Source organism: Streptomyces sp. RPA4-2, assembly GCF_012273515.2.
GTDB classification, from domain to species: Bacteria; Actinomycetota; Actinomycetes; order Streptomycetales; family Streptomycetaceae; genus Streptomyces; species Streptomyces kaempferi.
The window spans coordinates 3,799,606-3,820,089 of sequence record NZ_CP050975.2 but is presented as its reverse complement, the minus strand read 5'-3'; the positions used below and the strand labels follow the sequence as shown (position 1 = coordinate 3,820,089).

Annotated in this window: 11 protein-coding genes, 3 rRNA genes and 2 pseudogenes; 11 read left to right on the top strand and 5 right to left on the bottom strand. The window is 68.0% G+C overall.

The window, feature by feature from the left end:
• Positions 1-62 precede the first annotated feature (62 nt).
• The 7 genes from HEP85_RS16555 to HEP85_RS16525 all read left to right on the top strand — a co-directional run bounded on the left by HEP85_RS16555 (position 63) and on the right by HEP85_RS16525 (position 8,123).
• Positions 63-1,424 (top strand): phosphomannomutase/phosphoglucomutase, encoded by a 1,362-nt coding sequence (locus HEP85_RS16555; RefSeq protein WP_168528431.1) that lies wholly within the window; start codon positions 63-65, stop codon positions 1,422-1,424.
• A 415-nt stretch (positions 1,425-1,839) separates the two neighbouring features.
• Positions 1,840-2,010, top strand: coding sequence for a Trm112 family protein (locus HEP85_RS16550; RefSeq protein WP_168528430.1), 171 nt, complete (start codon positions 1,840-1,842; stop codon positions 2,008-2,010).
• Positions 2,011-2,100: 90 nt separating this feature from the next.
• Complete coding sequence (locus HEP85_RS16545) at positions 2,101-3,228, top strand: SIS domain-containing protein (RefSeq protein WP_329288171.1); 1,128 nt, start codon at positions 2,101-2,103, stop codon at positions 3,226-3,228.
• Between the two features lie 98 nt (positions 3,229-3,326).
• Entirely contained in the window at positions 3,327-4,478 is a 1,152-nt protein-coding gene (manA, locus tag HEP85_RS16540; protein WP_168528429.1) for a mannose-6-phosphate isomerase, class I, read from the top strand.
• Positions 4,479-4,642: 164 nt separating this feature from the next.
• Positions 4,643-5,620 carry a cation diffusion facilitator family transporter gene (locus HEP85_RS16535; protein ID WP_168528428.1) on the top strand — a complete coding sequence of 326 codons (978 nt, stop codon included), beginning with the start codon at positions 4,643-4,645 and terminating at the stop codon, positions 5,618-5,620.
• Between the two features lie 329 nt (positions 5,621-5,949).
• A complete protein-coding gene (gene ahcY / locus HEP85_RS16530) occupies positions 5,950-7,407 on the top strand; it encodes an adenosylhomocysteinase (protein WP_168528427.1) in 1,458 nt (485 codons plus the stop codon).
• Between the two features lie 101 nt (positions 7,408-7,508).
• Positions 7,509-8,123: a hypothetical protein gene (locus tag HEP85_RS16525; protein WP_168528426.1), complete on the top strand. Its 615-nt coding sequence runs from the start codon at positions 7,509-7,511 to the stop codon at positions 8,121-8,123.
• A gap of 22 nt (positions 8,124-8,145) precedes the next feature.
• Here the strand turns inward: HEP85_RS16525 and HEP85_RS16520 are convergent.
• Positions 8,146-9,155, bottom strand: a pseudogene (locus HEP85_RS16520) (RDD family protein).
• Positions 9,156-9,276: 121 nt separating this feature from the next.
• Between HEP85_RS16520 and HEP85_RS16515 the strand changes: the two are divergent.
• From HEP85_RS16515 to rrf, 4 genes are all read left to right on the top strand, one after another.
• Complete coding sequence (locus HEP85_RS16515) at positions 9,277-10,284, top strand: stage II sporulation protein M (protein ID WP_168528424.1); 1,008 nt, start codon at positions 9,277-9,279, stop codon at positions 10,282-10,284.
• Between the two features lie 684 nt (positions 10,285-10,968).
• Positions 10,969-12,495, top strand: a 16S ribosomal RNA gene (locus tag HEP85_RS16510).
• Positions 12,496-12,816: 321 nt separating this feature from the next.
• Positions 12,817-15,938 (top strand): 23S ribosomal RNA (locus HEP85_RS16505).
• A gap of 86 nt (positions 15,939-16,024) precedes the next feature.
• Positions 16,025-16,141 (top strand): 5S ribosomal RNA (rrf, locus tag HEP85_RS16500).
• Together the 16S, 23S and 5S rRNA genes form the textbook arrangement of a ribosomal RNA operon.
• 111 nt (positions 16,142-16,252) lie before the next feature.
• On the opposite strand, the gene HEP85_RS16495 is transcribed toward rrf, so the two are convergent.
• The 4 genes and pseudogenes from HEP85_RS16495 to HEP85_RS16480 all read right to left on the bottom strand — a co-directional run bounded on the left by HEP85_RS16495 (position 16,253) and on the right by HEP85_RS16480 (position 20,481).
• Positions 16,253-17,563 (bottom strand): DUF58 domain-containing protein, encoded by a 1,311-nt coding sequence (locus tag HEP85_RS16495; protein WP_168528423.1) that lies wholly within the window; start codon positions 17,561-17,563, stop codon positions 16,253-16,255.
• Complete coding sequence (locus HEP85_RS16490; protein WP_211118224.1) at positions 17,563-18,552, bottom strand: MoxR family ATPase; 990 nt, start codon at positions 18,550-18,552, stop codon at positions 17,563-17,565. Before HEP85_RS16490 ends, HEP85_RS16495 begins: the two co-directional genes overlap by 1 nt.
• Positions 18,552-19,747: pseudogene (locus tag HEP85_RS16485) on the bottom strand (DUF4350 domain-containing protein). Before HEP85_RS16485 ends, HEP85_RS16490 begins: the two are co-directional and overlap by 1 nt.
• Complete coding sequence (locus HEP85_RS16480; protein ID WP_168528421.1) at positions 19,744-20,481, bottom strand: DUF4129 domain-containing protein; 738 nt, start codon at positions 20,479-20,481, stop codon at positions 19,744-19,746. The pseudogene HEP85_RS16485 and the gene HEP85_RS16480 overlap by 4 nt, the downstream one beginning before the upstream one ends.
• Positions 20,482-20,484: the final 3 nt, after the last annotated feature.

The window sequence follows — 20,484 nt, the reverse complement described above, 5'->3', positions numbered from 1 at the left end:
GCGGACTGTCAGCACGGACGGGTAGCTTGGGGTGACCGAAGTGGACTTCTGGAGGGTTGGCCGTGACTGCTGATCTGTCGCAGCTCGTGAAGGCGTACGACGTACGCGGGGTGGTCCCGGACCAGTGGGACGAGTCGCTGGCCGAGCTGTTCGGGGCCGCCTTCGTCCAGGTGACCGGAGCGGAAGCCATCGTGATCGGGCACGACATGCGGCCTTCGTCGCCCGGCCTGTCGCGGGCCTTCGCGCGCGGGGCGGCGGCACGCGGGGTCGACGTGACCGAGATCGGGCTCTGCTCGACGGACCAGCTGTACTACGCGTCGGGCGCGTTCGACCTGCCCGGCGCCATGTTCACGGCCTCGCACAACCCCGCGAAGTACAACGGCATCAAGATGTGCCGCGCGGGCGCGTCCCCCGTCGGCCAGGACACCGGCCTCTCCGAGATCCGCGAACTCGTCGAGTCCTGGCTCGACTCGGGCGCCCTGGTGTCGGACGCCACTCCGGGCACGATCACGCAGCGCGACACGCTGGAGGACTACGCGGGATACCTGCGCTCGCTCGTCGACCTGACCTCCATCCGCCCCCTGAAGGTCGTCGTCGACGCGGGCAACGGCATGGGCGGGCACACCGTCCCGACCGTCTTCGCCGGCCTGCCCCTGGACCTCGTCCCGATGTACTTCGAGCTGGACGGCACGTTCCCGAACCACGAGGCGAACCCGCTGGACCCGGCGAACATCGTGGACCTCCAGCGGCGCGTCCGTGACGAGGGCGCCGACATCGGCATCGCCTTCGACGGCGACGCGGACCGCTGCTTCGTCGTCGACGAGCACGGCGATCCGGTCTCCCCGTCCGCCGTCACCGCGCTGGTGGCCTCCCGCGAACTCGCCAAGCACGGCGGCGGTACGGTCATCCACAACCTGATCACCTCCTGGTCGGTCCCGGAGGTGGTCCGCGAGCAGGGCGGCACGCCGGTCCGCACCCGTGTCGGCCACTCCTTCATCAAGGCCGAGATGGCCCGCACCGGTGCGATCTTCGGCGGCGAGCACTCCGCGCACTACTACTTCCGCGACTTCTGGAACGCCGACACGGGCATGCTGGCCGCCCTCCACGTCCTCGCCGCGCTCGGCGGCCAGGACGGCCCGCTCTCCGAGCTCGTCGCCGCGTACGACCGCTACGCCGCCTCCGGTGAGATCAACTCCACCGTCGACGACCAGACGGCCCGCCTCACCGCGATCAGGGACACCTACCAGGGCCGCGACGGCGTCACCATCGACGAACTCGACGGGCTGACCGTGACCGCGGACGACTGGTGGTTCAACGTCCGCCCCTCCAACACCGAGCCCCTCCTCCGCCTCAACGCCGAGGCCAGGGACGAGGCCACCGTGGCGAAGGTCCGCGACGAGGTACTGGACCTCATCCGAGGCTGAACCCGGCCCGGACGGCGGCGGGGGGCCGGCCGCACAGCCCCCCGCGCCCTGAAACCCCGGACACGAACATTCCCGGCCCACCCCGGAACCATCCGGCGGAGGCGGGTGCCTTCGGGTGGTCCGGAACCATCCACCGCGGATCCGTCCCTCCAGACGGTGCGGAACCATCCAGCGCGGGCCCGCACCATCAGCCCGTCCGGCGTTTGAGGACGAGCCCTTCGGGCGATGCGGGGGTCCAGGGGGCGGAGCCCCCGCCGGGGCCGAGCAAAGACCGGCCGGGTCCAGTAGACCGGCCGGGTCCAGGGCGGAGCCCCAGGCGCAGGACGACGAAGCCCCCGGTCACCTAACTCCGGCACCCGGCCCCCCACAGCGGTACTCTGACCAGGCCGCATCCACCTGTTCGAAAGGACACCCCATGCCGCTCGAAGCCGGCCTCCTGGAGATCCTCGCCTGCCCGGCCTGCCACGCCCCGCTCAAGGAGCAGGAGAGCGAGCTGGTCTGCACGGGGCAGGACTGCGGCCTCGCCTACCCCGTCCGGGACGGCATCCCCGTACTGCTCGTCGACGAGGCCCGCCGCCCCGTGTGAGCGAGCCACCGGGCGCCGCCACCACCCGGGCGCCCACCCCGCACCACAGCGACACAGGCGACACACCGGCGATCGGGAGGCTGCCGACCCATGCTCGACGACTCGCTGCTCGACGACCCAGAGGCGCTCGCCCGCGCCGACCGTCGTGAGCTGCTCCGAGGCGCCGCCGAGGCCGGCGCCCGCGTGCGTACCGCGGTCCGGCACGCCACGGAGGCCGGGATCCCGGACCTGAAGCCGGACGGCCGCCCCCGCGCGGTCCTGATCGCCGGCCCCGGGCTGGCGGCCACCGGAGTGGCCGAACTGCTCGGCACGCTCGCCGGGGCCAGCTGCCCCGTCACCCGGCTCACCCCCACCGGCGTCGCCCCCGCGGGAGGCGCCCTGCGTTGGGAGCTGCCCGGCTGGGCCGGCCCGGTGGACCTCGTGCTGATCGCCACCCCGGACGGCGCCGAACCAGGACTCGAACTCCTGGTCGAGCAGGCGTACCGGCGCGGCAGCTCCGTCGTCGCCGTGGCCCCCACCGGTACCCCGATCGCGGAAGCCGTGGAGGGCACGCACGGCCTGTTCGTACCGATGGCGACCGCCCCGTACGAGCCGAACTCACCCCTCGCGGCCTCCGCCCCCGGCGTCCTGTGGGCGCTGCTCACCCCGCTCCTGGCCCTGCTGGACCGCACCGGCCTGGTCTCGGCCCCGCCCGAGGCGCTGCAGAAGGTCGCCGACCGCCTCGACCGCGTGGCCGAACGCTGCGGTCCGGCCATCGCGACCTACGGCAACCCCGCCAAGACGCTCGCCGCCGATCTGGCCGAAGCACTCCCGGTGATCTGGACGGAGGGCACCTCCGCGGGTCCCGCGGGCCGCCGTTTCACCGCCGCGCTGGCGGAACTGGCCGGCCGCCCCGCGCTCGCCGCGGAACTCCCCGAGGCGCTCGCCGCCCACAGCGTCCTGCTCTCGGGCGCGCTGGCCGCGGCCGCCGACCCCGACGACTTCTTCCGCGACCGTGTCGAGGAGCAGCAGGTCCTGCACGCGCGCGTGGTGCTCCTGCGCGACCGCCCGGCCGGCGGCCTCACCGCCGCGCCCGCCGCCCGCGAGCTGGCCCTCAGCCACGACACCGCCATCAGCGAGCTCGAACCCGAGGAGGGCGGCGACCTCGAAACGCTCGCGGAACTGATCGCCGTCACGGATTTCGCCGCCGTTTACCTGGCGCTCGCCTCGGGGGCCTGACCTTGAGCCACGCCCGCTGACGCCCACCGCGGCGCACGGGCGCCCACCTGGTGGGGAAACGACCGCAGAGCAGCGTACGTACGGAGAAGACAGCACACATGGACCGCCTCGACAACACCGTCCGCCCCTACGCCTGGGGCTCGACCACCGCCATACCGCGGCTGCTCGGCGTCGAGCCGACGGGTGAACCGCAGGCGGAGATGTGGATGGGCGCGCACCCCGGCGCCCCCTCGCTCACGGCGCGCGGTCCCCTCACCGAGGTCATAGCCGAGGACCCCGAGAAGGAGCTCGGCCCCGCGGCCGTCGCCAAGTTCGGCCCCCGGCTGCCGTTCCTGCTGAAGATCCTCGCCGCGGGCGCCCCTCTCTCCCTCCAGGTGCACCCGAACCTCGAACAGGCGAGGGAGGGATTCGAGGACGAGGAGCGCCGGGGCATCCCGATCGACGCCCCGCACCGCAACTACAAGGACGCCAACCACAAGCCCGAACTCATCTGCGCGCTCACCGAGTTCGACGGCCTGTGCGGCTTCCGCGCCCCGGACGAGGCGGCCGCGCTCCTCGCCGCCCTGGACGTCGACTCCCTCAAGCCGTACGTCGACCTGCTGCGCGCCCACCCGGAGGACGCCGCCCTGCGCGAGGTCCTGACCGCGGTGCTGAGCGCGGACCCCGGCGAGATGGCCCGCACGGTCACCGAGGCCGCGGCCGCCTGCGACCGCCTCGGCGGCGCCTACGCCCCGTACGCCGACATAGCCCACCACTACCCCGGCGACCCCGGCGTCATCGCCGCGATGCTCCTCAACCACGTCCGACTGCAGCCCGGCGAGGCCCTGTTCCTCGGCGCCGGCGTCCCGCACGCGTACCTGAACGGCCTGGGCGTCGAGATCATGGCCAACAGCGACAACGTCCTGCGCTGCGGCCTGACCCCCAAGCACGTCGACGTGCCCGAACTGCTGCGCATCGTCCGCTTCGAGGCGAGCGACCCCGGTGTCCTGCGCCCGGAGGAGTCGCCCGGCGGCGAGGAGGTCTACGCGACCCCCATCGACGAGTTCCGCCTCTCCCGCTACGTCGTCGCGGAGGGAGCGGCCCCGCACGACCTCACCCGCGAGACCCCGCAGATCCTGCTCTGCACGGCGGGTTCCGTCCACGCGGACGGCGGCGTTCTGGCCCCCGGCCAGTCGGTCTTCGTACCGGCCGGTGAAAAGGCCGAGGTGTCCGGCTCCGGCACGATCTTCCGTGCGACAGTGGTCGCCTGACGGGGTGACGGCGGCCACCCGGCCCGGTCGCCAGGGCGGCCAGCCGCGCCGCCGCCGGACCGGGCTGCAACAATGGCCCACCGCAAAGGGCGGGCAAAGCCAGGACCGGCGTACGAGGGTACGGACGGGGCCCGGGACGGCGTACGAAGGGACAGCAGGAGCAGATGAGCGCTTCAGGCGGCACCAGGGCGATCGTGGCGGCACTCGGCGCCAACCTCGCGATCGCGGTATCCAAGTTCGTCGCGTTCGCCTTCAGCGGTTCGTCCTCGATGCTCGCCGAGGGCGTCCACTCGATCGCCGACTCCGGCAACCAGGCCCTGCTCCTGATCGGCGGCAAGAAGGCCCAGCGCGAGGCGACGCCGCAGCACCCCTTCGGCTACGGCCGTGAGCGCTACATCTACGCCTTCCTCGTCTCGATCGTCCTGTTCTCGGTCGGCGGCATGTTCGCCGTCTACGAGGGCTACGAGAAGATCAAGCACCCGCACCAGATCGAGCACTGGTACTGGCCGGTGGGCGTCCTGGTGTTCGCCATCATCGCCGAGGGCTTCTCGTTCCGCACGGCCATCAAGGAGTCCAACGAGCTGCGCGGGAAGCTGTCCTGGTCGCAGTTCATCCGCCGCGCCAAGGCCCCCGAGCTCCCGGTCGTCCTCCTGGAGGACTTCGGCGCGCTCATCGGTCTGGTCCTCGCCCTCTGCGGCGTCGGCCTGGCACTCCTCACCGACGACGGCGTCTGGGACGGCATCGGCACGCTCTGCATCGGCATCCTGCTCATCCTGATCGCACTGGTCCTGGCGGCCGAGACCAAGTCCCTGCTGCTGGGAGAGGCGGCGGGCGTCGACGACGTGAAGAGGATCGAGACCGCGATCGTCGACGGCGCCACGGTCACCGGCATCATCCACATGCGCACGCTCCACCTCGGCCCGGAGGAACTCCTGGTCGCCGCCAAGATCGCCGTACGGCACGACGACACGGCAGGCGAGGTCGCCTCGGCGATCAATGCCGCCGAGGCACGCATCAGGGAGTCCGTCCCGATCGCGCGCGTCATCTACCTGGAGCCGGACATCTACAGCGAGGCGGAGGCGGCCAAGGGCCCGGACCCCGCCGCGACCCCCGGCGGCCCGGCACGTCCGGCCGCACACTGACCGCCGACCCCGGCGACGTGTGCGCCGCGAGCCCCTGTGCGGGCACCCGCGCGCACGGACACTAGGGGTTTCCTGGAAACGGCCGAGGCACACTATGGCCGGAGCCGGACTGGGGAGGCCCGGGGTGACCGGTGTAGCTTGGTGACTGAGCCAGACGTCGCTGCTGATGGCGGTCGGGCGGTCCCACCGCGGACCGGCCGAGGGAGAGAGGGCCTCCGACGGACTGAGCTGCGCGCACCGGGCACGCCTGTGCCCGTGGGCACCCTTGTGCCCGCCGTCGCGCAGAACAGCCGTACCCACCTCGCCACAATCCCGAGGAGCAGCTCCCCATGACGACTGTCGACAACCGACAGGACTTCAAGGTCGCCGATCTCTCCCTGGCCGACTTCGGCCGCAAGGAGATCACCCTCGCCGAGCACGAGATGCCCGGCCTGATGTCGATCCGCAAGGAGTACGCGGCCGCGCAGCCCCTCGCCGGCGCCCGCGTCACCGGCTCCCTGCACATGACGGTGCAGACCGCCGTCCTCATCGAGACCCTCGTCGCCCTCGGCGCCGAGGTCCGCTGGGCGTCCTGCAACATCTTCTCCACCCAGGACCACGCCGCCGCGGCCATCGCCGTCGGCCCGAACGGCACGCCCGACAACCCGCAGGGCGTCCCGGTCTTCGCCTGGAAGGGCGAGACCCTGGACGAGTACTGGTGGTGCACGGAGCAGGCCCTGACCTGGCCGAACACCCCCACCGGCGGCCCGAACATGATCCTGGACGACGGTGGTGACGCCACCCTCCTCGTCCACAAGGGCGTCGAGTACGAGAAGGACGGCAAGGTCCCCTCGGCCGACACCGCCGAGTCCGACGAGCACCGCGTCGTCCTCGAACTGCTGAACCGCACCATCACCGATGGCTCGCAGAAGTGGACCCAGCTCGCCTCGGAGATCCGCGGCGTGACCGAGGAGACCACGACCGGCGTGCACCGTCTGTACGAGATGCACCGCGACGGCACCCTCCTGTTCCCGGCGATCAACGTGAACGACGCCGTCACCAAGTCGAAGTTCGACAACAAGTACGGCTGCCGCCACTCCCTGATCGACGGCATCAACCGCGCCACCGACGTCCTGATCGGCGGCAAGACCGCCGTCGTCTGTGGCTACGGCGACGTGGGCAAGGGCTGCGCGGAGTCCCTGCGCGGCCAGGGTGCCCGCGTGATCATCACCGAGATCGACCCGATCTGCGCCCTGCAGGCGGCGATGGACGGCTACCAGGTCGCGACCCTCGACGAGGTCGTCGACAAGGCCGACATCTTCGTCACCACGACCGGTAACAAGGACATCATCATGGCCTCGGACATGGCCAAGATGAAGCACCAGGCGATCGTGGGCAACATCGGCCACTTCGACAACGAGATCGACATGGCCGGCCTCGCGCAGATCCCGGGCATCGTCAAGGACGAGGTCAAGCCGCAGGTCCACACCTGGAAGTTCCCCGACGGCAAGGTGCTCATCGTGCTGTCGGAGGGCCGCCTGCTGAACCTGGGCAACGCCACCGGCCACCCGTCGTTCGTGATGTCCAACTCCTTCGCGGACCAGACGCTGGCGCAGATCGAGCTGTTCACCAAGCCCGACGAGTACCCGACCGACGTCTACGTGCTGCCCAAGCACCTCGACGAGAAGGTCGCCCGCCTCCACCTCGACGCCCTCGGCGTCAAGCTCACGACGCTCCGCCCGGAGCAGGCCGCCTACATCGGCGTAGAGGTCGAGGGCCCGTACAAGTCGGACCACTACCGCTACTGAGCACCCCCGCCGGGCGGCCGCACCGACCGCGCGGCGTACGGATGTCAGCAGGCCCCCGCCCCCGTGGCGGGGGCCTGTCCCCGATGAGGACCTGAACGCCCATGCCACGCGGCCGCTATTCGCTCCACGATCCGCACGATCACACCCCCTTGGCCGAAGAACACTTCCACTGCGCGCCGGGACCCTCCGGCTGGCGCTACGTCTCCCAGCTGACGGCACCCTCCGGTGACCACGCCGGCTCCGTCGACCTGGCCCTCGACGAGCTGGGCCGGCCCATCCGGCTCGAACTGCACGCCGCGAGCTGGCAGGTCCGGGGCGCCGCGCTCGAAGGCGTCACCTGGGTACGCACCGATCCCACGGGCACCGAGGCCACCGAGGGCAATGTCCAAGCGCACGCCTTCACCGGCACGTCCCCCGCGTTCCTCGTCGCCACGGCCCGTCTCCTGCGCCTCACCCCCTCCGGGTCGGCCACCCGCGTACGCCTCGTCGCCTTCACCGACCCGGTTCTCGCCCCGCGCACCCTCGACCAGTCCTGGGCTCTGGTCTCGAGAGAAACACACGGCACTGACAACGGCCCCCTGACCGTGGACGCGTACCAGGTCACAGCCCTGGACACGGGAGAACAGCACGCCGTGCACCTCGCCGGAGACGTCGTCCTCGCGGCACCCGGCATCGAGCTGGAACACCTCGAAACACCACCGTCGACGTTCGCCTGAGCGCGGGCCGCCCCGTCAGGCGTCAGGCAGGCGGCGCGAATCCGGTCGCGGGCCGGTCGGTCCGCTCCTCCCGCGCCACCGAGGGCCGGACCGCCTGTGGCCCGGGCGACCGGTCGCCGTCCACGACCGGCGACGGCGACGCGTGGGGAACCCCGCCCGCGGGCGGGGCGGCGGGACCCGCGTGCCGATCCGGGAATCCCGGATGCCGCGGGACCGGGCCACTCATGCCCGACACCCCTGCGACGAACCCGCCCGGACCCCCCGTCACGCGGCGGCCGGCAGCCCGCCCGCGAAGGCCCGCCTGGCGTCCCGTGTCTGCCGTTCGTGCACCACGGCCGCCAGATACGCGGCCGCCGGGACACCCTGCGGCGCGGGAGCCCCCGTACGGGCGGCGAGATCGGAGGCAAGCCGCTCCGCCATCGCCGCCCCGACCTGCGGATCCAGCTGCCGCATCCGCGTCAGGTACTGGCGGACGGCCAGCCACAGCCCGTCCGGCACCGCCGACAGGTCGAGCCCGGAGAACCGTCCCGCCAACCAGGGCGGCGGGGGAGGCACGAACGCGCTCCGCCCGGCCGGAATCCGCTCCCGCACGACGAGAGTCCCCGCGAACACGTCACCGAGCCGCCGCCCCCGCTCCGACACGAGCGAGGCGATGCACGCGACGATCCCGAACGTCATCAGGATCTCGACCACACCGATGGCACCGCGCACCAGCGCGTGCCGGAACCGGATCGGCCCCCCGTCGTCCCGCACCACCCGCAGCCCGAACGCCAGCTTCCCCAGCGAACGGCCGTGACTGAGTGTCTCCACCGCGATGGGCCCACCGACCAGCAGCAGAACGAAGCTCGCGATCGACACCGCGATCTGCGCCGCCTCGTCCAGCGCCGCCGTCGCGGCGACCAGCCCGATGGTGACGATCAGATAGGCCGCCATCGCCACGACCAGGTCGAGCAGCACCGCGAGCGCACGGCTCGGCAGTTTCGCGGGGCGCAGCTCCAGCGCCACCGCCTCGCCCGTCACTAGCTCACTCACGCTCGTCCGTCCTTCCCCTGACCTGCCCCGAGAACCGCCAGTCTGCCAAGCTGAGGGCAACATCGCGCCGCGGTACGACAAGCTGACACGCGGTACGAGAGGACGAGGAGCAGCAGAACCGATGGACCTCGACGTCTTCGTGTCCGCGCACGGCGCGGAGTGGGACCGCCTGGACGCCCTGTTGCGCCGTCGGCGCCGGCTCACCGGAGCCGAGGCCGACGAACTCGTCGCCCTGTACCAGCGCACGGCCACCCATCTCTCCCTCATCCAGTCCAGCGCCCCGGACCCGCAGCTCACCGGGCGCCTCAGCCAACTGGTGGCACGCGCGCGCAGCGCCGTCACCGGCACCCGCCGAGCCTCCTGGCGCGATGTCACCCGCTTCCTCACCCAGCAGTTCCCCGCGGCGGTCTACCGCTCGCGCCACTGGTGGGTGCCCACGGCACTCGTCTCCACGGCCGTCGCGGTCCTCCTGGGGTGGTGGATCGGCGCGCACCCGGAGGTCCAGTCCTCGATCGCGGCTCCCGCCGACCTGCGCCGGCTCACGCGCCCCGGCGGCGAGTACGAGACCTACTACTCGAGTCACCCGGCGGCCTCCTTCGCCGCCCAGGTGTGGACGAACAACGCCGAGGCCGCCGCGATGTGCCTGGTCCTGGGCGTCTTCCTGGGGATACCCGTGCTCTGGATCCTCTTCCAGAACATGCTCAACCTGGGCGTCGGCATCGGCCTGATGTCGTCGGCCGGCCGTCTCGACACCTTCCTCGGCCTGATCCTCCCGCACGGCCTCCTGGAACTGACGGCCGTCTTCGTGGCCGCGGGCACGGGCCTGCGACTCGGCTGGACCCTGATAGACCCGGGCCCCCGCTCCCGCCGCACGGCACTCGCCGAAGAGGGCCGAGCCGCCCTCGGCATGGCGATCGGCCTGGCACTGGTCCTTTTCGTCTCGGGCGCCATCGAAGGCTTCGTCACCCCCTCCGGCCTCCCCACCTGGGCCCGCATCGGCATAGGGATCGCGGCCGAACTGGCCTTCCTCACGTACGTCTATGTCCTGGGCGGTCGTGCGGTACGGGCCGGTGACACCGGTGACGTCGAGGAGGCCGAGCGCAGCGCCACGCTGCCGACGGCCGCGTGATGTGCGACTACGGCCGTTGACCTGCTAGTCTCCTCTTCGCCCCACAGGAGCCATTGACATGGAGCCGGTGGGGAGGTAGATTCGAACAGTTGCCTAGAACTGGACACGTCCAGTCGGTGGCGGTTAGCATCTGCGAGCTTCTTGTGAACGCGATTCCGAGAAGCACTTTCCGATTAGTCAGGACCGAGCGGCCGGTAAGGCCGGTCAAAAGCTTCTGATAAAGTCGGACTTGCCGAAAGAGAGCCGCAAGGCGCGAATAGGCAAAGGTCCTTCCAACGGCCACTGGAAATGAATTCCGACCGGAAACGGAACGGAAAACGGATCTGGTAAAGTCGGAACCGCCGGAAAGGGAAACGCGAGAGCGGAAGCCTGGAAAGCACCGAGGAAATCGGATACGGAAACGGTCTGATAGAGTCGGAAACGCAAGACCGAAGGGAAGCGCCCGGAGGAAAGCCCGAGAGGGTGAGTACAAAGGAAGCGTCCGTTCCTTGAGAACTCAACAGCGTGCCAAAAATCAACGCCAGATATGTTGATACCCCGTCTCCGGCCGATCGGTCGGGGCGAGGTTCCTTTGAAAAAGTCCTGCCCCTTGGGGTAGGCTCACAGCGAGGACGCTGTGAACCGGGAGGATTATTCCTCTTCCTGGTTCCGCTCTCGTGGTGTCGTCCCGATTACGGGAAAACATTCACGGAGAGTTTGATCCTGGCTCAGGACGAACGCTGGCGGCGTGCTTAACACATGCAAGTCGAACGATGAAGCCCTTCGGGGTGGATTAGTGGCGAACGGGTGAGTAACACGTGGGCAATCTGCCCTTCACTCTGGGACAAGCCCTGGAAACGGGGTCTAATACCGGATAATACCTGCCTGGGCATCTGGGTGGGTTGAAAGCTCCGGCGGTGAAGGATGAGCCCGCGGCCTATCAGCTTGTTGGTGAGGTAGTGGCTCACCAAGGCGACGACGGGTAGCCGGCCTGAGAGGGCGACCGGCCACACTGGGACTGAGACACGGCCCAGACTCCTACGGGAGGCAGCAGTGGGGAATATTGCACAATGGGCGAAAGCCTGATGCAGCGACGCCGCGTGAGGGATGACGGCCTTCGGGTTGTAAACCTCTTTCAGCAGGGAAGAAGCGAAAGTGACGGTACCTGCAGAAGAAGCGCTTAAACTAACTACGTGCCAGCAGCCGCGGTAATACGTAGGGCGCAAGCGTTGTCCGGAATTATTGGGCGTAAAGAGCTCGTAGGCGGCTTGTCACGTCGGTGTGAAAGCCCGGGGCTTAACCCCGGGTCTGCATTCGATACGGGCTAGCTAGAGTGTGGTAGGGGAGATCGGAATTCCTGGTGTAGCGGTGAAATGCGCAGATATCAGGAGGAACACCGGTGGCGAAGGCGGATCTCTGGGCCATTACTGACGCTGAGGAGCGAAAGCGTGGGGAGCGAACAGGATTAGATACCCTGGTAGTCCACGCCGTAAACGGTGGGAACTAGGTGTTGGCGACATTCCACGTCGTCGGTGCCGCAGCTAACGCATTAAGTTCCCCGCCTGGGGAGTACGGCCGCAAGGCTAAAACTCAAAGGAATTGACGGGGGCCCGCACAAGCAGCGGAGCATGTGGCTTAATTCGACGCAACGCGAAGAACCTTACCAAGGCTTGACATACACCGGAAACGGCCAGAGATGGTCGCCCCCTTGTGGTCGGTGTACAGGTGGTGCATGGCTGTCGTCAGCTCGTGTCGTGAGATGTTGGGTTAAGTCCCGCAACGAGCGCAACCCTTGTTCTGTGTTGCCAGCATGCCCTTCGGGGTGATGGGGACTCACAGGAGACTGCCGGGGTCAACTCGGAGGAAGGTGGGGACGACGTCAAGTCATCATGCCCCTTATGTCTTGGGCTGCACACGTGCTACAATGGCAGGTACAATGAGCTGCGAAGCCGTGAGGCGGAGCGAATCTCAAAAAGCCTGTCTCAGTTCGGATTGGGGTCTGCAACTCGACCCCATGAAGTCGGAGTTGCTAGTAATCGCAGATCAGCATTGCTGCGGTGAATACGTTCCCGGGCCTTGTACACACCGCCCGTCACGTCACGAAAGTCGGTAACACCCGAAGCCGGTGGCCCAACCCCTTGTGGGAGGGAGCTGTCGAAGGTGGGACTGGCGATTGGGACGAAGTCGTAACAAGGTAGCCGTACCGGAAGGTGCGGCTGGATCACCTCCTTTCTAAGGAGCATCTAGGCTGCCAGGCTTGCCTGGTGGTCCAGGAGCCATTACGTCGGCAAACGTTCGACGATGGTTGCTCATGGGTGGAACGTTGATTATTCGGCCGGTTTCACGGGTCGGAGGCTTGCGAGTACTGCTCTGAGAGGAGCGTGGAAAGCATGATCTCCGGACGGGATCTGGTCGGGCACGCTGTTGGGTGTCTGAAGGTACGGCCGATCGTTGGCTGCCTTCAGTGCCGGCCCCAGTGAACTCCGGTGTGAACCGGGGGTGATGGGTGGTTGGTCGTTGTTTGAGAACTGCACAGTGGACGCGAGCATCTGTGGCCAAGTTTTTAAGGGCGCACGGTGGATGCCTTGGCACCAGGAACCGATGAAGGACGTGGGAGGCCACGATAGTCCCCGGGGAGTCGTCAACCAGGCTTTGATCCGGGGGTTTCCGAATGGGGAAACCCGGCAGTCGTCATGGGCTGTCACCCTTGCCTGAACACATAGGGCAAGTGGAGGGAACGCGGGGAAGTGAAACATCTCAGTACCCGCAGGAAGAGAAAACAACCGTGATTCCGGGAGTAGTGGCGAGCGAAACTGGATGAGGCCAAACCATATACGTGTGAGACCCGGCAGGGGTTGCGTATGTGGGGTTGTGGGATTTCTCTTTCACGGTCTGCCGGCCGTGAGACGAGTCAGAAACCGTTGATGTAGGCGAAGGACATGCGAAAGGTCCGGCGTAGAGGGTAAGACCCCCGTAGTCGAAACATCAACGGCTCGTTTGAGAAACACCCAAGTAGCACGGGGCCCGAGAAATCCCGTGTGAATCTGGCGGGACCACCCGCTAAGCCTAAATATTCCCTGGTGACCGATAGCGGATAGTACCGTGAGGGAATGGTGAAAAGTACCGCGGGAGCGGAGTGAAATAGTACCTGAAACCGTGTGCCTACAAGCCGTGGGAGCGTCGGATATGTGCTTGCACATATCTCGTGACTGCGTGCCTTTTGAAGAATGAGCCTGCGAGTTTGCGGTGTGTTGCGAGGTTAACCCGTGTGGGGAAGCCGTAGCGAAAGCGAGTCCGAATAGGGCGATTTAGTAGCGCGCTCAAGACCCGAAGCGGAGTGATCTAGCCATGGGCAGGTTGAAGCGGCTGTAAGAGGTCGTGGAGGACCGAACCCACCAGGGTTGAAAACCTGGGGGATGACCTGTGGTTAGGGGTGAAAGGCCAATCAAACTCCGTGATAGCTGGTTCTCCCCGAAATGCATTTAGGTGCAGCGTCGTGTGTTTCTTGCCGGAGGTAGAGCACTGGATAGGCGATGGGCCCTACCGGGTTACTGACCTTAGCCAAACTCCGAATGCCGGTAAGTGAGAGCGCGGCAGTGAGACTGTGGGGGATAAGCTCCATGGTCGAGAGGGAAACAGCCCAGAGCATCGACTAAGGCCCCTAAGCGTACGCTAAGTGGGAAAGGATGTGGAGTCGCACAGACAACCAGGAGGTTGGCTTAGAAGCAGCCACCCTTGAAAGAGTGCGTAATAGCTCACTGGTCTAGTGATTCCGCGCCGACAATGTAGCGGGGCTCAAGCGTACCGCCGAAGTCGTGTCATTGCAGCAATAGGGCCAACGCCCGCTGTGATGGGTAGGGGAGCGTCGTGTGCCGGGTGAAGCCGCGCCGGAAGGCAGTGGTGGACGGTTCACGAGTGAGAATGCAGGCATGAGTAGCGATACACACGTGAGAAACGTGTGCGCCGATTGACTAAGGGTTCCTGGGTCAAGCTGATCTGCCCAGGGTAAGTCGGGACCTAAGGCGAGGCCGACAGGCGTAGTCGATGGATAACCGGTTGATATTCCGGTACCCGCTGTGAAGCGTCAAACATTGAACCAGGCGATGCTAAGTCCGTGAAGCCGCCCCGGAGCCTTCGGGCAAAGGGGAGTGGTGGAGCCGACGGACCAGACCTGTAGTAGGTGAGTGATGGGGTGACGCAGGAAGGTAGTCCATCCCGGGCGGTGGTTGTCCCGGGGTAAGGGTGTAGGCCGTGTGATAGGTAAATCCGTCGCACATCAAGGCTGAGACCTGATGCCGAGCCGATTGTGGTGAAGTGGATGATCCTATGCTGTCGAGAAAAGCCTCTAGCGAGTTTCATGGCGGCCCGTACCCTAAACCGACTCAGGTGGTCAGGTAGAGAATACCGAGGCGTTCGGGTGAACTATGGTTAAGGAACTCGGCAAAATGCCCCCGTAACTTCGGGAGAAGGGGGGCCATCACTGGTGATCCGATTTACTCGGTGAGCTGGGGGTGGCCGCAGAGACCAGCGAGAAGCGACTGTTTACTAAAAACACAGGTCCGTGCGAAGCCGTAAGGCGATGTATACGGACTGACGCCTGCCCGGTGCTGGAACGTTAAGGGGACCGGTTAGTCACTCTTCGGGGTGGCGAAGCTGAGAACTTAAGCGCCAGTAAACGGCGGTGGTAACTATAACCATCCTAAGGTAGCGAAATTCCTTGTCGGGTAAGTTCCGACCTGCACGAATGGCGTAACGACTTCTCGACTGTCTCAACCATAGGCCCGGTGAAATTGCACTACGAGTAAAGATGCTCGTTTCGCGCAGCAGGACGGAAAGACCCCGGGACCTTTACTACAGTTTGATATTGGTGTTCGGTTCGGCTTGTGTAGGATAGCTGGGAGACTTTGAAGTCATGGCGCCAGCCATGGTGGAGTCGTCGTTGAAATACCAGTCTGGTCGTGCTGGATGTCTAACCTGGGTCCGTGATCCGGATCAGGGACAGTGTCTGATGGGTAGTTTAACTGGGGCGGTTGCCTCCTAAAGAGTAACGGAGGCGCCCAAAGGTTCCCTCAGCCTGGTTGGTAATCAGGTGTTGAGTGTAAGTGCACAAGGGAGCTTGACTGTGAGACCGACGGGTCGAGCAGGGACGAAAGTCGGGACTAGTGATCCGGCGGTGGCTTGTGGAAGCGCCGTCGCTCAACGGATAAAAGGTACCCCGGGGATAACAGGCTGATCTTCCCCAAGAGTCCATATCGACGGGATGGTTTGGCACCTCGATGTCGGCTCGTCGCATCCTGGGGCTGGAGTCGGTCCCAAGGGTTGGGCTGTTCGCCCATTAAAGCGGTACGCGAGCTGGGTTTAGAACGTCGTGAGACAGTTCGGTCCCTATCCGCTGTGCGCGTAGGAATATTGAGAAGGGCTGTCCCTAGTACGAGAGGACCGGGACGGACGAACCTCTGGTGTGCCAGTTGTCCTGCCAAGGGCATGGCTGGTTGGCTACGTTCGGGAGGGATAACCGCTGAAAGCATCTAAGCGGGAAGCCTGCTTCGAGATGAGTATTCCCACCCCCTTTGAGGGGTTAAGGCTCCCAGTAGACGACTGGGTTGATAGGCCGGATCTGGAAGGCGGGCAACCGCTGGAGGTGACCGGTACTAATAGGCCGAGGGCTTGTCCTCAGTTGCTCGCGTCCACTGTGTTGGTTCTGAAACCACGAACAACCGTCGTAGCTATGCCACGGCTCCGGTTGACAGTTTCATAGTGTTTCGGTGGTCATAGCGTGAGGGAAACGCCCGGTTACATTCCGAACCCGGAAGCTAAGCCTCACAGCGCCGATGGTACTGCAGGGGGGACCCTGTGGGAGAGTAGGACGCCGCCGAACAAATTTTGAAGGAGACCCCCGTACCGGGAAATCGGTACGGGGGTTTTCTGCGTTTGGAATCGTTTTGTTCGGGGGCCTCTTGGAAAAGAGGCCCCCTTTTTTTGTGCCGGCTTACAGGCGTCCTGCCGCCTTGAGGGCCAGATACGCGTCCGCGAGAGCGGGTGGCAGATCGTCCGGAGTCGCGTCCACGACCGTGACCCCATGACGCATCAACTGCTCGGCCGTGCGACGGCGTTCCGCCTGGGCGTGGGCCGCTGCCGCCGCCTCGTACACGGCGTCGGCGTTTCCGCGGGCCCCCGCCATGCGGGCGACGTGCGGATCGGCGACCGAAGCCACCAGAACCGTATGGCGCTGTGTGAGACGGGAGAGGACGGGGAGCAGACCTTCCTCGACCGGGGCCGCGTCCAGCGTCGTCAGCAGGACGATCAGGGAACGTCGCCGGGCCGTACGGAGCGCAGTGGCCGTCAGGCCGCGTGCGTCGGTCTCGACGAGCTCCGGCTCCAGGGTGGCCATCGCGGCCACCAGGGAGGGCAGGACGTCGCCCGCCGCGCGGCCCTGGACGAGGGCGCGTACCCGGCGGTCGTACGCGAGGAGGTCCACACGGTCGCCGGCCCGGAAAGCCAGTGCCGCGAGGAGCAGGGCCGCGTCCAGGGAAGCATCGAGGCGCGGGGCGTCACCCACCCGGCCCGCCGAGGTGCGGCCCGTGTCGAGGACCAGGAGGATGTGACGGTCGCGTTCGGGACGCCAGGTGCGGACGGCGACCGTGGAATGGCGGGCCGTGGCGCGCCAGTCGATGGACCGGGTGTCGTCGCCGGGAACGTACTCGCGCAGACTGTCGAACTCAGTGCCCTCTCCGCGGGTCAGGACGCTGGTGCGGCCGTCGAGTTCACGGAGCCGGGCCAGTTTGGACGGGAGATGCTTGCGGCTGGTGAACGGGGGCAGGACGCGCACCGTCCACGGGACCTTGTGGCTGCCCTGGCGGGAGAACAGACCGAGTGGACCGTACGAGCGAATCGTGACGCGGTCGGCGTGCCGGTCGCCGCGGCGGGTGGGGCGCAGCCGGGTCGTCAGCCGGCGGCGTTCGCCGGGCGGGACCGTCAGACGGTGACGGGAAGCGGCCACCTCGGTGCCCGCTTCCCAGCTGCTCGGGGGCCAGGCGTCGCGGAGGCGGGCGCGCAGCGGGCGGCCCGAGGGGTTGGTGACGCTCAGAGTGACGTCGGCGGTCTCGCCCAGGCGTACCGAGGTGTCGCCGGAGCGCGTCAGACCGAGCCGGCGTACCGGTGCGGCCAGGGCCGCGTCGCAGGCGCAGGCCAGCGCCAGAGGGGCGTTCACGGCGAGGATGCCCGTCCAGCTCGGTTCCCAGATGCCGATGGGGATGGTGCCGATGGCAGCCAGGAGAGCGGCGCGTCCGGTGAGTGCCATCAGCGGGGGACGGGGACGTGGGCGAGGATCGCGTTGATGACCGAGTCGGTGGTCACGCCCTCCATCTCGGCCTCGGGGCGCAGCTGGATGCGATGGCGGAGCGTGGGGAGGGCCAGGGCCTTCACATCGTCCGGGATGACGTAGTCGCGGCCGGTCAGCCACGCCCAGGCGCGGGCCGTCGCGAGGAGGGCCGTCGCGCCGCGCGGGGAGACACCGAGGGTGAGGGACGGCGATTCGCGGGTGGCGCGGCAGATGTCCACCACATAGCCGGTGATCTCGGGAGAGACCGCGGTCTTGGCGACGGCGGCGCGCGCGGCTTCCAGGTCGGCCGGGCCCGCCACGGGGCGTACGCCGGCGGCGCGCAGATCGCGTGGGTTGAATCCCTCGGCGTGCCGGGTGAGGACGTCGATCTCGTCCTCGCGGGAGGGGAGAGGGATCGTCAGTTTGAGCAGGAAGCGGTCGAGTTGGGCTTCCGGCAGGGGATACGTTCCCTCGTACTCGACCGGGTTCTGGGTGGCGGCGACGAGGAAGGGCTCCGGGAGCAGCCGGGGAGTGCCGTCGACCGTGACCTGGCGTTCCTCCATCGCCTCGAGGAGGGACGACTGCGTCTTGGGCGGGGTGCGGTTGATCTCGTCGGCCAGCAGCAGGTTGGTGAAGACCGGGCCGGGCTGGAAGGAGAACTCGGCGGTGCGGGCGTCGTAGACGAGCGAGCCGGTGATGTCGCTCGGCATCAGGTCGGGGGTGAACTGGACGCGCTTGGTGTCGAGTTCCAGAGCCGAGGCCAGGGCGCGGACGAGCAGCGTCTTGGCGACTCCGGGGACTCCCTCGAGGAGCACGTGTCCGCGGCAGAGGAGGGCGACGACGAGGCCGGTCACGGCGGGGTCCTGGCCGACCACGGCTTTGGCGATCTCGGCGCGCAGGGCTTCCAGGGAGGAGCGGGCGGCGCCCGGATCCCCGGTGTACCCGGCGTTGTCAGTGGTCGGGGCCATCATGAACGGCGTACCTCTCTTTCGAGGGCGTCTAGTTGGTCGACGAGGGAGACGAGGGCCGCGTCGTCGCGGGGCGGCGGCCCGAAGAGGAGGGAGTGCAGGGAGGACTGTCCGTCGCCGTGGAGCTGGGCGGACAGGGCGGGGAGCAGTGCCTCGGGCGCGTGAGCCTGGGTGGGGGACACACCGACGAGGGGGGGCGAGGCGGGTGCGGGTGGCGGAGCGCAGGGCAGCCGGCGGCGCGGTCGCGGGCGTTGGCCTTGCGGTAGAGGCGGGCGCGGCCCTCGACGGTTTCCGAGGCGCGGATCGCGACGGGCAGGCGTTCGGGGACGAGGGGCCCGAGTCGGCGTGCTCGCCAGAAGGCGGCCAGGCCCGCGGCGATGAAGAGCTGCAGTGTGCCCCAGAGCCAGCCCGAGGGCAGCAGGTCGAGGAAGGTCTTACCGCCCGCGTCGGTCGCCGAGGTGTCGGACAGGGAGGGGAGGTACCAGACCAGATGGGGGCGGGAACCGAGCAGTTGGAGGGCGAGCGAGGCGTTGCCCTGCTGGTCGAGACGGTTGTTGTAGAGGATGTCGGGGGCGCCGACGACGACGGTGTCGCCGTTTCCGGAGGTTGCCGGGATCCGCAGCAGGGTGGGCAGGCCGTCGCTGGGGTAGCAGGAGTCGGCGTCGAGGTCGGTGGTGGTGTAGCGGATGCCGCCGGTGTCGGCGCTGCCCGCGCGCCGGGCGGCCGGCAGGTCGCAGTCGGGTGAGAGCGTCGAGTCGAAGCTGATCGCGGGGTCGGCGGTGACGCCGGGGGCGAGGGTACTGAGGGAGGGAGCTTCGGGGGCGATCAGGATCGTGCGGCCGCCGGAGCTCGCGGTCGCCCTGTGCAGGCCGGTCTGCTGGCTGTCGGTGAGCAGGTCGGGGGCGGCGACGAGCAGGGTGGTGTCGGGGCCGGCCGCGGCGCGGGCCTCGTCCAGGGTGGTGACCACGCGGGTGGAGACGCCGCGGTCGCCCAGGAGTTCGGCGGTGGCGCGGCTGCCGTAGGGGTCGGCGGAGCGCGGGTCGAGGCGGCCGTGCTGGGCGCCGGAGCGGATCGCGGCGATCGCCACGGCGGCCGCCAGCAGGATCACGACCGCGAGGGTGACTCCCCGGGCGCGCGTCCACACCTGGCGGGCGGTGGGCGAGGCCGAGGTGGAGGGGAGGGTGGCCTCGGTCATGAGGCGGCTCCGTGGCCGGTGTGGTGGGCGCTGCCGGTGAGCACGGGTTTGCTGCGCTCCAGGTCGCGGTCGAGCTCGGTGAGGCGGCCGTACGCACTGGAGTCGGCGGGCCGGCCGCCGTACGTGACGTCGTCGAAGTCGCGGGCGGCGGCGCGCAGTCGGTCCGTGTGCCCGGGCAGGGTGCGGCCCGCCTCGGCGGCCGCCTCGTCCGCCGTACGGCCGGGGCGCGGGTCGAGGAGGGTGCGTTCCTCCAGGGAGCGGACGATGGCGCGCATGCGTTCCTGGACGGCCTGGTTCCAGTGGCCCTGGGCGGCGTGGGCCTCGGCCGCCGAGCGGTGTTCGGCGGCGCTGCGGGGGCGGTCGTCGAAGAGCGCGGCGGACGGGGCGGGTGTGCGCTGCGGGGTGCCCAGGCGCCACCAGAGGGCGGCGACGACGGCGAGTACGGCCACCACGATCACCAGCAGTCCGAGGGTGCCGCCGGGGGTCGCGGAGGACGCGGCTCCGAACAGCTTGTCGACCCAGTCCCAGAAGGCGTTCAGGGCGCGTTGGACCAGGCTGGGTTCGTTCTCGTGGTACATCCGCTTGGACAGCTCGCGCCTGGCCGCCTCCCGTGCGGGGTCGCGCGGGATCGTCACCGGTGGTTCGTCGCCGCCGTGCGGCAGCGCCAGGACGGCCGCGGCGCCGGTGTGCGGCAGCGCTCGCAGCGTAGTGAGAACTCCCCCCGCCGGACTCACTCC

What these genes read in the sequence shown, in the direction of transcription:
- HEP85_RS16550 (WP_168528430.1), top strand. Translation starts at nt 1,840, where the DNA reads ATGCCGCTCGAAGCCGGCCTCCTGGAGATCCTCGCCTGCCCGGCCTGC.
- HEP85_RS16545 (WP_329288171.1), top strand. Translation starts at nt 2,101, where the DNA reads ATGCTCGACGACTCGCTGCTCGACGACCCAGAGGCGCTCGCCCGCGCC.
- manA (WP_168528429.1), top strand. Translation starts at nt 3,327, where the DNA reads ATGGACCGCCTCGACAACACCGTCCGCCCCTACGCCTGGGGCTCGACC.
- HEP85_RS16535 (WP_168528428.1), top strand. Translation starts at nt 4,643, where the DNA reads ATGAGCGCTTCAGGCGGCACCAGGGCGATCGTGGCGGCACTCGGCGCC.
- ahcY (WP_168528427.1), top strand. Translation starts at nt 5,950, where the DNA reads ATGACGACTGTCGACAACCGACAGGACTTCAAGGTCGCCGATCTCTCC.
- HEP85_RS16525 (WP_168528426.1), top strand. Translation starts at nt 7,509, where the DNA reads ATGCCACGCGGCCGCTATTCGCTCCACGATCCGCACGATCACACCCCC.
- HEP85_RS16515 (WP_168528424.1), top strand. Translation starts at nt 9,277, where the DNA reads ATGGACCTCGACGTCTTCGTGTCCGCGCACGGCGCGGAGTGGGACCGC.
- HEP85_RS16495 (WP_168528423.1), bottom strand. Translation starts at nt 17,563, where the DNA reads ATGGCACTCACCGGACGCGCCGCTCTCCTGGCTGCCATCGGCACCATC.
- HEP85_RS16490 (WP_211118224.1), bottom strand. Translation starts at nt 18,552, where the DNA reads ATGGCCCCGACCACTGACAACGCCGGGTACACCGGGGATCCGGGCGCC.